Origin of the sequence: Spiroplasma endosymbiont of Phycita roborella (genome assembly GCF_964031195.1) — a bacterium.
GTDB classification, from domain to species: Bacteria; Bacillota_I; Bacilli_A; order Mycoplasmatales; family VBWQ01; genus Spiroplasma_E; species Spiroplasma_E ixodetis_A.
In genome coordinates, this window is sequence record NZ_CAXIQJ010000002.1 from 1 (window position 1) to 13,577 (window position 13,577).

At 23.3% G+C, this 13,577-nt stretch carries 24 protein-coding genes; 5 read left to right on the forward strand and 19 right to left on the reverse strand.

Features of this window, described 5'->3' with window-relative positions:
• The 19 genes from AAHM95_RS00375 to AAHM95_RS00465 form a co-directional block, all read right to left on the reverse strand.
• Positions 1–1,053, reverse strand: a 1,053-nt coding sequence (locus tag AAHM95_RS00375) for a hypothetical protein (protein WP_342273793.1), incomplete at its 3' end; no start/stop codon positions are given.
• A 14-nt stretch (positions 1,054–1,067) separates the two neighbouring features.
• Entirely contained in the window at positions 1,068–2,249 is a 1,182-nt protein-coding gene (locus tag AAHM95_RS00380) for a hypothetical protein (RefSeq protein WP_342273787.1), read from the reverse strand.
• 18 nt (positions 2,250–2,267) lie between these two features.
• Positions 2,268–2,642 carry a hypothetical protein gene (locus tag AAHM95_RS00385; RefSeq protein WP_338961095.1) on the reverse strand — a complete coding sequence of 125 codons (375 nt, stop codon included), beginning with the start codon at positions 2,640–2,642 and terminating at the stop codon, positions 2,268–2,270.
• A gap of 17 nt (positions 2,643–2,659) precedes the next feature.
• On the reverse strand, positions 2,660–2,845 hold the full coding sequence (locus AAHM95_RS00390) for a hypothetical protein (protein ID WP_281748210.1): 186 nt from the start codon (positions 2,843–2,845) through the stop codon (positions 2,660–2,662).
• Position 2,846: 1 nt separating this feature from the next.
• Positions 2,847–3,035 carry a hypothetical protein gene (locus AAHM95_RS00395; protein WP_174481134.1) on the reverse strand — a complete coding sequence of 63 codons (189 nt, stop codon included), beginning with the start codon at positions 3,033–3,035 and terminating at the stop codon, positions 2,847–2,849.
• A 34-nt stretch (positions 3,036–3,069) separates the two neighbouring features.
• The gene (locus AAHM95_RS00400; protein ID WP_281747961.1) at positions 3,070–3,228 is read right to left on the reverse strand and encodes a hypothetical protein; all 159 of its coding nucleotides are present in this window, start codon (positions 3,226–3,228) and stop codon (positions 3,070–3,072) included.
• Between the two features lie 16 nt (positions 3,229–3,244).
• Positions 3,245–4,072 carry a hypothetical protein gene (locus tag AAHM95_RS00405; RefSeq protein ID WP_342273794.1) on the reverse strand — a complete coding sequence of 276 codons (828 nt, stop codon included), beginning with the start codon at positions 4,070–4,072 and terminating at the stop codon, positions 3,245–3,247.
• 11 nt (positions 4,073–4,083) lie between these two features.
• On the reverse strand, positions 4,084–4,320 hold the full coding sequence (locus AAHM95_RS00410) for a hypothetical protein (RefSeq protein ID WP_339041654.1): 237 nt from the start codon (positions 4,318–4,320) through the stop codon (positions 4,084–4,086).
• Between the two features lie 3 nt (positions 4,321–4,323).
• Entirely contained in the window at positions 4,324–4,482 is a 159-nt protein-coding gene (locus tag AAHM95_RS00415) for a hypothetical protein (RefSeq protein ID WP_342273785.1), read from the reverse strand.
• Positions 4,483–4,486: 4 nt separating this feature from the next.
• Positions 4,487–4,780, reverse strand: a complete 294-nt coding sequence (locus AAHM95_RS00420) for a hypothetical protein (protein WP_342273784.1) — start codon at positions 4,778–4,780, stop codon at positions 4,487–4,489.
• 2 nt (positions 4,781–4,782) lie between these two features.
• The gene (locus AAHM95_RS00425; RefSeq protein WP_342273783.1) at positions 4,783–5,247 is read right to left on the reverse strand and encodes a hypothetical protein; all 465 of its coding nucleotides are present in this window, start codon (positions 5,245–5,247) and stop codon (positions 4,783–4,785) included.
• Positions 5,248–5,249: 2 nt separating this feature from the next.
• Entirely contained in the window at positions 5,250–5,405 is a 156-nt protein-coding gene (locus AAHM95_RS00430; protein ID WP_342273782.1) for a hypothetical protein, read from the reverse strand.
• A gap of 134 nt (positions 5,406–5,539) precedes the next feature.
• Positions 5,540–6,058, reverse strand: coding sequence for a hypothetical protein (locus AAHM95_RS00435; RefSeq protein WP_342273781.1), 519 nt, complete (start codon positions 6,056–6,058; stop codon positions 5,540–5,542).
• Between the two features lie 663 nt (positions 6,059–6,721).
• A complete protein-coding gene (locus AAHM95_RS00440; RefSeq protein ID WP_342273795.1) occupies positions 6,722–7,267 on the reverse strand; it encodes an ABC transporter ATP-binding protein in 546 nt (181 codons plus the stop codon).
• 149 nt (positions 7,268–7,416) lie between these two features.
• On the reverse strand, positions 7,417–8,865 hold the full coding sequence (locus AAHM95_RS00445; protein ID WP_342273796.1) for an MFS transporter: 1,449 nt from the start codon (positions 8,863–8,865) through the stop codon (positions 7,417–7,419).
• Positions 8,865–9,593, reverse strand: a complete 729-nt coding sequence (locus tag AAHM95_RS00450) for a glycerophosphodiester phosphodiesterase family protein (RefSeq protein WP_281748966.1) — start codon at positions 9,591–9,593, stop codon at positions 8,865–8,867. Before AAHM95_RS00450 ends, AAHM95_RS00445 begins: the two co-directional genes overlap by 1 nt.
• 152 nt (positions 9,594–9,745) lie before the next feature.
• Positions 9,746–10,261: a hypothetical protein gene (locus AAHM95_RS00455; RefSeq protein ID WP_342273797.1), complete on the reverse strand. Its 516-nt coding sequence runs from the start codon at positions 10,259–10,261 to the stop codon at positions 9,746–9,748.
• The gene (locus AAHM95_RS00460) at positions 10,248–10,682 is read right to left on the reverse strand and encodes a hypothetical protein (protein ID WP_342273798.1); all 435 of its coding nucleotides are present in this window, start codon (positions 10,680–10,682) and stop codon (positions 10,248–10,250) included. The genes AAHM95_RS00455 and AAHM95_RS00460 overlap by 14 nt, the downstream gene beginning before the upstream one ends.
• Positions 10,683–10,711: 29 nt before the next feature.
• The gene (locus tag AAHM95_RS00465; protein WP_342273799.1) at positions 10,712–10,984 is read right to left on the reverse strand and encodes a hypothetical protein; all 273 of its coding nucleotides are present in this window, start codon (positions 10,982–10,984) and stop codon (positions 10,712–10,714) included.
• A gap of 790 nt (positions 10,985–11,774) precedes the next feature.
• Here AAHM95_RS00465 and AAHM95_RS00470 point away from each other — a divergent pair.
• The 5 genes from AAHM95_RS00470 (at position 11,775) to AAHM95_RS00490 (ending at position 13,566) form a co-directional block, all read left to right on the forward strand.
• On the forward strand, positions 11,775–12,287 hold the full coding sequence (locus AAHM95_RS00470; protein WP_342273800.1) for a hypothetical protein: 513 nt from the start codon (positions 11,775–11,777) through the stop codon (positions 12,285–12,287).
• A 208-nt stretch (positions 12,288–12,495) separates the two neighbouring features.
• Complete coding sequence (locus tag AAHM95_RS00475; protein ID WP_338975224.1) at positions 12,496–12,657, forward strand: hypothetical protein; 162 nt, start codon at positions 12,496–12,498, stop codon at positions 12,655–12,657.
• An 8-nt stretch (positions 12,658–12,665) separates the two neighbouring features.
• Entirely contained in the window at positions 12,666–13,139 is a 474-nt protein-coding gene (locus AAHM95_RS00480; protein WP_338975223.1) for a hypothetical protein, read from the forward strand.
• A complete protein-coding gene (locus AAHM95_RS00485) occupies positions 13,093–13,386 on the forward strand; it encodes a hypothetical protein (protein WP_338975222.1) in 294 nt (97 codons plus the stop codon). Before AAHM95_RS00480 ends, AAHM95_RS00485 begins: the two co-directional genes overlap by 47 nt.
• A 3-nt stretch (positions 13,387–13,389) precedes the next feature.
• A complete protein-coding gene (locus AAHM95_RS00490) occupies positions 13,390–13,566 on the forward strand; it encodes a hypothetical protein (protein WP_342273801.1) in 177 nt (58 codons plus the stop codon).
• Positions 13,567–13,577 lie beyond the last annotated feature (11 nt).

Here is a 13,577-nt window from a genome sequence, read left to right on the forward strand (position 1 = left end):
TTCAAATGCTTGTTTTTCTAACTTTTCAAATTTTTCTTGTAATTTATATATACTTTCTCTTATTTTTTCAAAATATGGTGTATCTTTTCAAAATTTATTTAAACCTTTTTTTAAATAAAATCTAATATCAAAATATTTAAAAGTTTGATTTGCTTTTAAAACAAGTTGATGAATAATATTATTTTTAAAATTAAATTTAATAGCATTAGCACGAATTTTTTGTAAATCTAAAATTAAAGTTTTTCCATATCTATTTTCTGTATGTATTGTATGAACTAAATTTAATCAATCATGTTGATTCATTTTTAATACTTCTTTTAAATCAGTATTAAATTTTTTTAAAAAGTTATTTGCTTTTTCAATATCTTTAATTTTAAATTTAGGAGTTAATTGTGGACTTAGTTTTATTAATGTATTTTGTAATAATAAGTGTTCCATTAATTTTTCTGTTTCTAGTTTTTGAAAATTATTTTTATATTGTCTTTCAGCAACATAACCTAAATCTCGTAATACTGTTTCACGATTAGGAGTAAAACTATAATTCATTAAATAACGTTTATTACCAATAATTTTATCTGTTAAAATTTCTTTTCCACTTACTTGACTAATAATTTCTTGTAAATTTTTTGCTTCTTTAATTCCCACTTGTTCTAATGTTTTAGTTTTTTGTGCTAGTTTAATAAATTTACTTGTACGATAACCACGACTAATTTTATTAAGTCCAGCAAATGCTGGTAATATATTAAAAAAAGTATTTAATGGTGTTACATTTCCTTTTAAATAATCATAAACTTGATTAATAGTAAAATCAGTTAAAAATTCTACACCAACAGCACTAATACTAGCAATTAAATCACTTGCACCTAATCCAAGGGCTACACTTTCACTTAATCCACCAGTAAAAGGAGCAAGTGCTACTGCTATAACTTGTACACCAATCATTTCTAAAATTTCTCATCAAAAACTTTTGTTTTCTTGTTGGTTACTTGTTCTAGTATGTTTTGGTTTATTTATGTTTAAAAGTATTGCTGTACTAGTTGTACCGATTGGCATAATATTAATTTCCTTTATTTAAGAGTTATTTTAATTGGATTTGTTGTTCCTTTATAATTTAAGTCATTAACATTAGCAGTAATGGTTATATATAAGTCACCTGCTTTTTGTTTTTGATTACTTACATTAGTTTTTCCTTGTGCATCACTAAAATATTTAATAGTTGGATTTGTTAAATTAGGATTTAATGATTTAAGTTCATTAGTACTTTTTATTTGTGTATTTAATTCACTATTATTGTTATTAACATTTGCAGTAATATCAGTTGTTAAACTTGTAATTTTAGTTTTTAAATCATTTTTATCATTATTAACAATTGCACATAACATTCAGCGTGAAGTTGTTTCTTCATCTGTTATATAGGGTATTGATTCACCAGTTACTTCTCCACCAACTAAATATCTTCTTCCAACTTTACCATCAGCAATATCTTGAACATATACAACTGTATTTTGTAACATATATCTTTTCATTGCTCTTGGTGTTGCTAAAACAAAAGACATAATTTTAGTTTCATTATTATCAGTAAATGTCATATAATCATCCATTACAATTTGACATAGTACACCTTTGATGTATAAATTATTTCCATTTAATCTTAATTGTTGAGCAATTTGATTATCAGTAATTAGACCTTTATTATTGGCTAAATAAACAATAGTATCATAAAGATTATTAGTAATAAAAAAACGACAATTATTACTATTTCTTAGTTGAAATAAAGTATTTCAAGCATCTAACATTGATTTTAAATATCCTAATGGTGTTTTATCAGTAATGTCTATTTTAGTTGCATATTTTGCAATTACATTTGTATCATTATTTGCTAAATAATCTGCTAAGTCATTAGCAACTTCATATTGCATTGTATTTAATAAATTTTGTCCATTTTCAGCATTTAAATCAACATTAGCAATTATTTCACCCGCAACCGCTTCTTCTTTAATTTCTTTTAAAATTTTAACAGTTTCAGCATAACTAACATCTAATCCTTTGCTTTTATCATTTCATTTTAATACTTTAATTTCTGAATTTTTTGGTTTTTTAACTATAAATTCAATTTTTGTTGAATTAACCATTTCGATAGGAAAAAAACTTGATCATGGTGAATTTGATTGTTTATAAAATTCTATAAACTCTGGTGCTTCTACTAATTTTTCGGTATTATCTAAATTTTTATTGAATTGTATTGCCATTTTTTGATTTCCTTTCTGTTATAAATTATTATTTTTTTTATAATCCAATAATGTACTTTTTATTGAATTTTGTTGATTTGTTATTATTGTTTGTTGTTTACCACCTGTATTAATTATTTCTTTAAATACTGGTTGTTCTTTAATAATTTTTTTAATAGTTTCTTCAATTTTTGAATTTTCTAAATTATTAGTTTTAAATTTTAAAAAATCATAAAATTCAGTTTTAACTTGATATTTTTTAAATATATTAATTATTTCTTTTTCTTTAATTTCTTGATTAAGTTTATTTAACTTATTTTCTGCTTCATTAACTTTATTTTCTATTTCTTGTTGAGCATTATTTTCAGTTAAAGGTTCAGTTGTTTGTTGAACATTATCTTCATTTTCTAACATTTAACATTCTCCTAATCTTATCCCAATAATCAATCTTTAACTAATTGTGGCATTTCACTTATTAATTTTTTATAATCATTAACTGCATTTTCTAATGTATCAATATCAGAAAATTTAAAACAATTATCAATATGTAAATCAAAATCTCTATCAATACTAATATCTTGTTTTCTATATTTTTCATTAAATTCAATTTTTGTCATATTATTTTTCTCCTTTATTAATCTTTTCATTTAATTTTGCTAATTTTTTTTGATGTTTTATAATTTTGTTATTTGCTCTAACATGTTTTGGAGTTGTGATAAATCTTTTTAATAAAACAATAATTTCTCTGCAAATTAATGTTCCAACACTTGTTCCAATAATTATTAATTCATGTAAAAATTCTTTCATTTCAATATTTTCCTTTCAATTATTTATTTTTTAATTATTCATCAAATTGACCACCATTAATTCTTTCAATCATCGATTTTGAATTACTTATAATGCTTACTAATAAGGCAATTTCTTTATTTAATTGTTCCATTCTCTCTTTATATGTCTGAATTTCATTATTATAATATTCAAGTAATTTTTCTTTATTCATAAATTATTCACCTCCTTTATAAACTCATGTGATTATAATCTCAATTTAGTGAAGCATTATCATGATTTAATGGTACTTCGCTCATATTATCACTACCATATTGACTAGTTGTTTCACTATTAATAGTAAATCTATTATCATTTACTAATCTTGATGTTTCATCATTAAATGGTGTTTCTTGCATTTCTTCAATATGATTTGTAGTTTCCATAGGTAGTAAATTATGGATAATTTCATTTGCACCAGCAACTATTGTAGGTATAGCATAAGCATTATTAAAATCATTATTTATACCCATTGCAACACCACTTGATATTAAACATCCACCAGTAGCCATATTACAAATCTTTCTTATTGTTTCAAATTTATTAGGTATTAACTCAGTTAATCCACTAATAAGATTTGATATACCATAAGCATTTAAACTAATATATGTATCTCAATCCATTAATGACTGATTTTCTTGTTTATTTAATAGTAATCATGGAGGACCCTCAGTTGTAGTTGTAGTAATTATTGGCATTGGTGTTGGTGGAATAATTGGAGTAATATTATTCTTTGTTCATTTACTATAATTTGCTAATCCAATTGTTCCTAAACCTAATAATATTTTTTTAGAACTATTAATTAATTTAGTTTTAGTATTTGGTCTTTGATTTAAATTTCAAATATCTAAACCTAATTTTTTACCAAATAATAAACTATTAATTGAACCTAATACTGGATTTACAATCACTTGACCATAATAAGCACTTGTACCAATCATTGCACAAATTGGACTTATACCAGTTCTAATTAATTTAGTTAAAGTATAATTTGATTGTGTATTTTCTATACTTGGCATTTTAATCTCCTTTAATTTTCTAATTTTTTAATTGTTACTTTAATTCAACCTTGATAAACATCATTATCACCAACTATTAATGCAACATTACTTTCTGGTTCAGAAACAATTATGTGTTTTGATTTAACATTTGGATATTGTCTTAAAATAATTGCTCTAATATCATTACTTGTATGAATTGCTTTTGGAAATGGTGATAATATTTCAATTTCATCTTTATTTTCAAACAAAGTAGGTAATATTATCATTAATTATTTCTCCTTATTTTTAATTTGATTAGCAATTTCATTTAATATTTTTAATACTTTATATTCATTTTTTAATTCTTTAATAATAAATATTAAAAATATTATTAGTGTTATGCTTGTTATTAATATTGGTACTATTAATAAAATTTTTCATAATATCATTTTTTTACTCTTTTCATTTTTTAAATCATTTAACATTAATTGAACAAAATGCACGATTTTTAGGAATGTTTAAAGTATTAAAGATTTGACCAGTTACTATAATTTCATCATTTTTGTTTAATAAAATACAGCGTCTATAAAATTTTGGGTTGTTAAAAATTAAAGTAACATAGTTTAATCCATTTCACTGACCTCGAACACTATAATATAATTCTTTATTACCTTTTTCATAATATTTTGCTTCAATAGTGTTACTTAGTTTTACTGTTAATTTGACATAATTTACTTTCTCTTTCATCTTTATAATTTCCTTAAATAATTATCAAAAATTAATATTTTTTTATGATTTTTTAAATAATATTGAATATGCTTATAAGCATCTTGTTCATGTTTTGTTAATTTTATATTTCCTTTATATTCTGTTATTTTATTTTTATTTTTTGGGTGATTTTCGAAATAATCTCAGTTGAAAACATCTTGTACTAATACCATTAATGCACCAATAATTTTAGGAGTTGCTAATGGATTAGTTAATAATTGTTTTGAACTTAAAAAGAAATTTTCTACAATAACTAATATTTTTTTATTAATAAATTTTTCTTTAATTAATTGAAATTTTTCTTTATACATATTTTTAGTTCATAAAACAGTTAATGTATTAAACGTTTCATTAAAAATAATATTATTAGTTTCATTTGAATAAATAACAATTCCATTGTTGCCAATTCCAGCGGGGTCAATTCCAATAATTAAGTCATATTGCATAATTAATCAAATTCACCATTTTTAATTTTTTCTTGTAATTTCATTATTAATTTAAGTTTTCAATTACTAATATTAATTTTAATTTCACTACTAATATCATCTTTAAGTAATTCCATAAATTCATTTTCAAGATAATTAATTATTTTTTCTTTATTCATATTTATACCTCCTACTTAACCTAATATTTAAAATACAGTCATAACAAATTGCTTTATTATTTTTATCTCTTAAAAATATTTTCTTGTTTTTTATATCCTTAGTATTAAAGAATAAATAATCTAATTTATTTTGTTTACATGTTCAACAAAAATACTTTTTCATTATGAGTTGATTTTTCTTTATAGGAAGTAACTATATAATTAATTGGTAAATCATCATGTTTATATGGATTATTTATTTTAAAATCTTTTCTGTTCTCTTCTCACGTAATGTTATATTTAAAACAAGGATTAGTAATTTTAGTTTTGTTATCTGTTATTTCACCAATAAATCAACTATTATGCTGTTCATAAAATGTTAATGGTTCAAGTTTGATATCATTAAGATAATATTCTTTTGGAGTAATTGGTTGATTAACAGTTATTTTTTGGTCTTTAATATAGGGTTCTAATAATTTTATTAATTCATTACCACTTAATTCTCTTTTAATATTTTCTAAATTAAAAACTCAATATGTATATTTATCATCAGCAATAAAACTATTATTTTTAACCATTCATTTTGGACATTGTAATTTATATTCACCATAATCAATAAGAATAGATTGTGGTTTATCTTTTACAATTTGTTCTTTTTTAAATTCTATTTGCATAATAATCCTTTCCTAATATGTTCTGTTGCTTCTAGCATAAAGAACATATATTTTGATTTTTTAATTATTAATAATCACACTATTCGTTTTTTTCATTCCATGAAAACTGGGCTCAAAAATAAATTATGAAATTTTAAAAATAAATCGAGGCATTCGATTCAATATTTATTTAATTTATGTTTAATAAATTAATATTTTAATTGAACCGGCACCGCTCAATTTTTTTTACAAGTTTGAAATTTATTTTCTCGCCCAAAAAAATTTTTCAAAAAAAATAAAAAATAAAACCAACACTTGCTCACTGGGGAGTGGCAAGGTTGGTTAAATAAAGAATAGAATTAATACAATAGGTCCCTACAACAGGTCTATATATACTAGTTTCCAATTCGCTCCCACCCCAAGAATTACCATTAATGGTTAGTATATTTTATTAGGTATCACTCCACTTTTTATTTATTCATGCAAGTCCACATGCTAGCTACTATTTTTAACAACTGTGTTGTAGTTCACTTTTTTAGTTCCCTAACACGTGTTGATAATAGCGTTAAAGAGGTTTATTAAAAATTTTAAAATTTTACAATTACAAAAAAAAGACAAGATTTTTATTCTCATCTTTTGTCATTTATTTTTAATTTAAGGATTTAAAAAAGAAAGGAGCTATTTTTAAAACTTTTTAGTTATCGACATCTTCGACACGCTCCCAATTAACCTTTCTTGCATTAAAGGATCTAAACCTGAAGTTGGTTCATCTAAAACTAAAACTTTTGGTTTATGCATAAAAGCTGAGATAATCGCTACTTTTTGTTTCATACCCTTAGACATTTTTTTAATTTTTCTTTTTGCATCAAGTTCAAAATAATTAATTAATTTTTCAACATATGCCCAAGAAATATTTTTTCTAATAGTAGCTACTGTCTTTAAATAAGAAATTCCTGACATATAATCAGGCAATGTTACTTCACCAGCTAAATAGCCAAGAGATTCCATAATTTTTGCCGATTCTTTTCAACAATCATAATCTAAAATCTTTGCAAAGCCAGTATCAGATTTAATAAAACCTATCATTTGTCTAATAACAGTAGTTTTTCCAGCACCATTAGGACCAATAAAACCATAAACTTCACCTTTGTTGATTGAAAAATTAATATCAAAACAACCAATATTTGGAGAATATTCTTTAGTTAAATTTTTTAATTGAATTATATTCATATTTCCTCCAAACTAAATTAATTCATGAAATTATTATAAACGAAAAAGGGGAAAATATAAATAATGATATGTTTCTCTTTTATAAGCGAATCTTTAATATACTTATTTTCAAGTTTTATAAAACATTATCATTTAATTAAATTAAATAATTAAACGTTTCCTAACTCACGAAAACGAAATGAAGTTTTATTTAATTTCTTTAACTCTCGTTTATTTAAAATATAAATAATTATTCCGGCAATTAAACCAACTAAAACACAAACGATAGCAATAATTAATAAAATTTGAATTCCCTGCAATGAATAATTTCGATGACCATCAACCACATAAGAATTATTTGGCAATTTTCCAATGGCTGAAGCAACATAATTAAATCAAGCATCTGGAGTAAAAGCAATTCAAGAAATTAATGATATTGTACTAGCATAACTGTTCTTTTCCATTGGTAATTCTCCAACTTGAACAAATCTTAACGTCAATAATGCTCAACCTACACAGCCAATAAACATAAAAAGTAAACACATTATAACTTGAAATAAAACTTGAACTGCTTTTGATGACTGTAAAAATCAAGCATTACCTCAACCAGGGATAACTACATATAAAGAACATGCAATCATTCCAACTAATAATAAAAATATTAAACCCAAAACGTAAGACTTTCACTTATCAGCTCAACGACCAATTGGACTAGCAACTAAAAATCTTAAACCATATGACCGAATTCGACCAAGAATAGTTACTACACCAACAGTAACACCAACTTCTGTTAAAGCGTCCTTCATATAATATGCAAAAGTAGACTGGAACATGTACATCCCAAAAACAAAAATACCACAAAGTCAAACTCGCAAAAATTTCATTGGTTGAAATAGTGAAATTATTTTTTCTTTTCAAATAATTTCTGTTTCTTCACGTTTTTTATTAGGAATAAATATTCAAACTAATAATGCCATTATAAATACCATACCACAAATAAAATAAGCAAAAACTAAAAATGGTATTTTTGTAATAAAATCATTTTGACCATATTGATTTTGTAAATTTTTAGTTAAAATTGTTATTCCTGTTGCAATTCCAGCAATAAAAATTAAACCAAATAATTCCAAAACTGTGCCTTCAAGACCATAAGCAACACCTTGTTGTTCTTTTGTTACATTCTGTGATACTAATTTTCAAAGTGGTGCTCAAAAAAGTCCCGCAATCGAAATACCCCATATTGTATAAATAATATACAATTGAATCATTCGTATATTTTTATCCATATTAAGTTGAATTATTAACGTTCATCATAAACCACATAATCCAGTTATTATAAGTGATACTATCATTATTTTTTTTGCACTAAAACGATCAGTAAGTCAACCACCTGGAATTCTAGAAATAAGAGCAACAAAACCATAAATAGCAACAACAAAATCAAACTCATCTTGATTTAAATTAATATACTGATTAAAGTTGGGAATAATATATCGTAAATAAAGCACTCCACTAAAAACAAATAAATCAGATAAAGCTAAAATGCTAATAATCAAAATAGTTTTACTATCCAAGTCATGTGTAAAACTTTTTCAACATTTACTTAAAAATATCTTCATTATTTATTTTTCTGCTTTCATAATAATTTAGGATTATCACTAATATAGCCAGTTACTTGATTACCATATATTTCATTTATCTTCACGGCTTCTTCATCACTCTTAAATGTTCATATATTTAACGGTTTTTTTAATTTTTTTAACTTACTAATCATTTCAAAATCTAAAACTACGGAAATTGAAGGATGCAAATAATCAAAGTTTTTAATATACCTCTCACTAAAATCATTTTTATTTTCAAATAAATAACCTTTTTTCATAGGATATTTAATTCTTTTAACAATTTCGTTTAATAACTGGTGATTAAATGAAGAAACAATAATTTCGGCTTTACTTTTTTTTTCTAATTTTTTAATTTCTGAAAAAATAACCATTAATTGATTTGAAGTATATTTACGATTAATTTCTTCTTTAATTTCAACATTAATCATTTGATAATTTTTACTTAATTTTTCAATAAAATCATTAAATAATGGTGGAATTCATTCTTTATTATTTTTAAAAAATTCCAAATTAATAATTTCTTCATATAATAAACTACTAACCTCACTTTTATTATTGGCAATTCTTTCAAATGTATCATCATGAAAAATAATTACTTTATTATCTTTTGTTAATCGAATATCAAACTCTACTGCTTGGCAAATTTTCAAAGCATTTTGGAAATCAATGATTCGATTTTCACCTTCTGTAGAACGAAATCCACGATGTGCCACTAATAATGCCATAAAATAAACACCCCCAATATTCCTATACCTAATTATTTTACACTAGACTTGTTTTGTAATTAAAAAAGTACTTTGTGTTTCCCAAAAATTCAACTATAAAATTTTATTTTTTTAAGTTTAAGTAAAAATTAACAATTAAAATTAATATTTAATTAAGGAATAAGTCTAGTTGATAAATTATAATCATAAATATCATTATCTAAATTACTTGTAACTACAATACTATTATTTCATTCAACATTTTGTTTTGCTATTTTTTCATTAACTAACAATTGTTCAATAGTTTTATCTAATAAATTTAATTGTTCTAATTCTAAATTATTTGATATATCTTTTACAATTTCTTCACTATACACATCATCAAAAATTAAATTAGATGACAAATTTTCACTACTCATTACTGAACTTTGTTCTTCATTAACCATATATTCAAATTCTGCTTCCTCTAACAACTTATCTAATTCTGTTTCTTGTGTTTCTGAATAAAGTTGTAATTCTAAAACATCTCATGCAATATTTTTTATTTGTTCACTACACATATCATCACAATTAAAACTGCTTAAATCAAAATTTTGTTTTAAAGTAGAAACACGACCAGATTGCAATTCTTTTTGTTTTTGTTTTTTTTCTTTATGACGTTGATATCATTTTTTATTATATTCTTTCATTTTTGCCTTTATCTCAGGCCTTTGAGTTATACTCTCGTTTTTTTTCTTTATTTTGATGACATCATTTTTTATTATATTCTCGCTTTCTTGCCTTCACTTCAGATTTTTGAAAATATTCTTTAATTTTTTCTTTATTACGTTGATATCTTTTTTTCTCATATTCTTTCCTTCTTGCTTTTACTTCGGGTCTTTGAAAATATTTTTTCTTTTTTGCTTTTACTTCAGATCTTTGATTATATTCTTTCCTTCTTATTTTTACTTCGGGTTTTTGTTCATATTTTTGCTTTCTTGCTTTCACCTCGGGCCTTTGAGCATATTCTTTAATTTTTTCTTTATTACGTTGATATCTTTTTTCCTCATGTTCTTTCCTCCTTGCTTTCACTTCAGGTCTTTGATCATATTCTCGTTTTTTTTCTTTCATTTCAGGTCTTTGCTCATATTTTTTTCTTCTTACTTTGACTTCAGGTCTTTGAGTATACTCTCGTTTTTTTCTTTATTAAGTTTATATAACATTTTTCTATATTCTTGTATTTTTTCTTTATTGCGTTGATATCTTTTTTTCTCACATTCTCGCTTTCTTGCCTTCACTTCAGACCTTTGATCATATTCCCTTCTTCTCGCCTTTACTTCTGGTCTTTGAGCATACTCTCGTTTTTTTTCTTTATTTTTTTGATATAATATTTGACTTTTTTTTAATTTCTGTTCTAGCATAACTTCTTTCATCGGGCGGTTGTCAAAGTTACGAAATAATTAATTATCATATTAGTAACTTATTTCCGAAATTACCATTTAAAAATGATGATAGACAAATTAAATTCTCTTTTACCCTTAAATTTATATTCGACGTATTTTAAAAAATATAGATTTTATAAGATAAAATAAAAATTATTAACAAGGAAAAAGACAAGAAATAATCTTGTCTTTTTTTGTAATTGTAAAATTTTAAAATTTTTAATAACCGTCTTTAACGCTATTATCAACACGTGTTAGGGAACTAAAAAAGTGAACTACAACACAGTTGTTAAAAATAGTAGCTAGAACATGTGGACTTGCATGAATAAATAAAAAGTGGAGTGATACCTAATAAAATATACTAACCATTTAATGGTAATTCTTGGGGTGGGAGCGAATTGGAAACTAGTATATATAGACCTACTAGGGAACCTACTATATTAATTCTATTCTTTATTTAACCAACCTTGCCACTCCCCAGTGAGCAAGTGTTGGTTTTATTTTTTATTTTTTTTGAAAAATTTTTTTGGGCGAGAAAATAAATTTCAAACTTGTAAAAAAAATTGAGCGGTGCCGGTTCAATTAAAATATTAATTTGTTTAACACAAATTAAATAAATATTGAATCGAATGCCTCAATGTTTTTTAAAATTTCACAATTTATTTTTGAGCCCAGAATTTCTGGAATGAATAAAACTAATAATAGTATTATTAATAATTTAAAAATCAAAATATATGTCCTTTATGCTAGAAGCAATAGGACATATTAGGAAAGGATTATTATGCAAATAGAATTTAAAAAAGAACAAATTGTTAAAGATAAACCACAATCTATTCTTATTGATTATGTTGAATATAAATTATCACTTCCAAAATGAATGATTAAAAATAATTCTTTTATTGTTGATAATAATTACACATATTGGGTTTTTAATTCTGAAAATATTAAAAGAGAATTAAATGGTGATGAATTAACAAAATTATTAGAACCATATATTTCTGAACAGAAAATAACTGTTAATAAACAAGAAACACCCAAAGAATATTATCTTAATGATATAAAACTTGAACCATTAACATTTTATGAACAGCATAATAGTTGATTTATTGGTGAAATAACTGATAGTAAAACAAAGATTACTAATCCTTGTTTTAAATATAATGTTACATGAGAAGAAAACAGAAAAGGTTTTAAACTAAATAATCCATATAACCATAATGATTTGTCAATTAATTATATAGTCACTTCTTATAAACATATTTCAACTCATAATGAAAAGATATTTTATTTATAAAGAAAAAAACTATGAATAATAAAAATAAAAAATGTGAATTAAGAGTTTGTATGGATAAAGTTTGAAAAGAATGTATTAATAATTCTACTAAAACTATTAAATATAAAAATTGACCAATACCTTATTTAATATGTGACAGTTGTTATAACAAAATACCTAAATACCTTAAACAAACAGCAAAAATAATTGAAAAGGGATGATTTACATAATGGAAAAAAAGATTATTGAATATAAAGTAGGATTAATCAAACAAATTGATAGTTTACAAAAAAATAATTTAGTTTGTGGACATAAAGAGTTTATCGAAGAATGTAAATATTGCTGAAGTAATTGTGATTTAGAAATTATTAAAACAATTGTTAGAGGTTAATTTGATTAATGCAATATGACTTAATTATTGGAATTGACCCTGCTGGTATTGGTAGTAATGGAATTATTATATACTCAAATGAAACTAATAATATTGTTTTTAATGAAACATTTAAAACTAAAACAGTTTTAAAAAGCAAAAATCTATTTAAAGAATACTTTTTATTAATTAAAAAACATTTTGATAATAAAAAAATATTAGTTATTGTAGAAAATTTCTTTTTAAATTCAAAACAATTATTAACAAATCCATTAGCAACTCCTAAAATTATTGGTGCTTTAATAGTATTAGCAGAAGATGTTATGAATTGAGATTATTTAGAAAGTGAACCAAAAAATAAAAACAAAATAGAAAATTATAAAGGAAATATAAAATTAACAAAACATGAACAAGATGCATATAAGCATATTAAATATTATTTAAGGAATTATAAAAATGAAAGAGAAAGCCAATTATGTCAAATTAACAGTAAAACTGAGTAACACTATTGAAACAAAATATTACGAAAAAGGTAATAAAGAATTATATTATAGTGTTCGAGGTCAATGAAATGGATTAAACTATGTTACTTTAATTTTTAACAACCCAAAATTTTATAGACGCTGTATTTTATTAAACAAAAACGATGAAATTATTGTAACTGGTCAAATTTTTAACACTTTAAATATTCCTAAAAATCGTGCATTTTGTTCAATAAATGTTAAATGATTTAAAAAATGAAAAGAGTAAAAAATGATATTATGAAAAATTTTATTAATAGTACCAATATTAATAACAAGCATAACACTAATAATATTTTTAATATTTATTAGTAAAGAATTAAAAAATGAATATAAAGTATTAAAAATATTAAGTGAAATTGCTAATCAAATTGAAAATATGGATGGGTTACACTTTATTGGACACTAATTACATAGACA